2 protein-coding genes and 1 pseudogene are annotated in these 1,449 nt (G+C 71.4%); 2 read left to right on the forward strand and 1 reads right to left on the reverse strand.

The window, feature by feature from the left end:
* Positions 1-359: 359 nt before the first annotated feature.
* The gene (locus ACFV7Q_RS38865) at positions 360-707 is read right to left on the reverse strand and encodes a hypothetical protein (protein WP_385435674.1); all 348 of its coding nucleotides are present in this window, start codon (positions 705-707) and stop codon (positions 360-362) included.
* A 151-nt stretch (positions 708-858) separates the two neighbouring features.
* Here ACFV7Q_RS38865 and ACFV7Q_RS38870 point away from each other — a divergent pair.
* Together ACFV7Q_RS38870 and ACFV7Q_RS38875 are read left to right on the forward strand one after the other, a co-directional pair.
* Positions 859-969, forward strand: a pseudogene (locus ACFV7Q_RS38870) (WD40 repeat domain-containing protein); the annotation flags it as partial.
* Between the two features lie 25 nt (positions 970-994).
* Complete coding sequence (locus ACFV7Q_RS38875) at positions 995-1,219, forward strand: WD40 repeat domain-containing protein (RefSeq protein WP_385435676.1); 225 nt, start codon at positions 995-997, stop codon at positions 1,217-1,219.
* Positions 1,220-1,449: the final 230 nt, after the last annotated feature.

Here is a 1,449-nt window from a genome sequence, read left to right on the forward strand (position 1 = left end):
TGATGCCGCCCGGCCCGGTCGCATACCGAAAGGCCGGCCCCGACCGGCCGGACCCACCAGACGCTAACCACGAATCGATCCGGTTCTCTGCTCCCACGACCCGGACCGCTACGCAGGAACGATCCCTCATCACCCGGACGGGCCAGACACTGAATGCCTGGCGAGGGGTCGCCACTCGATACGACCAGACCCCGGCGAGTTACCTCGCCCGGCCTCCAGATCTCCGCGCTGCGGTGATCTGGAGCACGTCCCTGGGCGCAGGACCGTCGGCTGCGGGACGTGATGCACCCTGCAGCCGACGGTATTCGGGCTGTTGGCAGCCTGCCAGCCACGCCCCACGCCCCGGGGCAGCGACGACGCTACCCGTCAGCAGCATCCGGCCGTGCCGTGTTGCTCACTTCCACCCGCTCCAGCCGCACGGGCTTCCGGTGCCGCTTGTAGTGACCCTGCGGAACCTTCGTGTTGGCGTGCTTCTCGGCATTGGCTACCGCGCTGTCCTTGGTGGTTCCCGTTCCCGTTCCCGTTCCGTCTAGGTAGTCCGCGATGTCGTTTGGGCGGATGTGCACCAGCTGACCCTTCACGACCGCCCTCCACTTCCGGCCGAAGGCCTCAGCCCCTGCCGCTGAGGCGTTCGGTGCGACGAGACCGACGAGCGCCGCCGTGGTGAGCACCGCTAGCGTCGTCCGCCGCGTGAGCTGTCGCACCATCAGCCTGCCCCCTGGTTCCCGCTGTTCGGCCCCATCCCGCTGTTGCGGTGGAGGCCAGCAACCGCTGAGTCGGGTTGCAGGGCTTCGGCGTGAACAGCCGGACAGTATGTCGGGATGGGACCAGGCGCTTCTCGCGACCGGTGGTGAGGACATGGCGGTGAGGCTGCGGGACGCGCGGACGGGCTGCGGCCGGGGGATCCTGTCCGGGCACACGGGTGCCGTCGTGTCGACTACCTTCAGCCCGGACGGGCGCATCCTGGCCACTGGCGCCGGGGGACGACGGCACAGTGCGGCTGTGGAACGCCGACACCGAAGAAGGCACACCCATCGGCGCGGTGCTGGCCAGGCTCTCCGGACACACCGACACGGTGGATTCGGTGGCCTTCGGCCCGGACGGCCGCACTGTGGTCACCGGCAGCGAAGACCCGACCGTACGCGTGTGGCAGGTGGCCCTGCTCGCCCCCGCGCCGCAGCGATCGCCAGGCTATGCCGCGCCATTTGCCGCGACTTGACCGCGCAGGAACGCTCGGCCTACGCGCCGGGACCGGAAACCCGGCCCCGGCTGCGAGCCGTGTTGCCGGGTGCACGGAATCCTGACGGGTGCGCGTGCCTGCTCACGCCGCGGGCTGCGGCACCTACCCCGGCCCGCGGGGAAGCGGGGCGGGCGGGCCCCGCGCCGGGCGCGCGGGGGCCGGCCCCCGGCGGCCGGCCCCGGCGGCGGGGGGAGGCGCGTATTAAAAAA

Origin of the sequence: Streptomyces sp. NPDC059851 (assembly GCF_042732005.1) — a bacterium.
Taxonomy (GTDB): domain Bacteria; phylum Actinomycetota; class Actinomycetes; order Streptomycetales; family Streptomycetaceae; genus Streptomyces.

Coding starts and splice junctions, on each gene's coding strand:
- ACFV7Q_RS38865 (WP_385435674.1), bottom strand. CDS start 707: ATGGTGCGACAGCTCACGCGGCGGACGACGCTAGCGGTGCTCACCACG.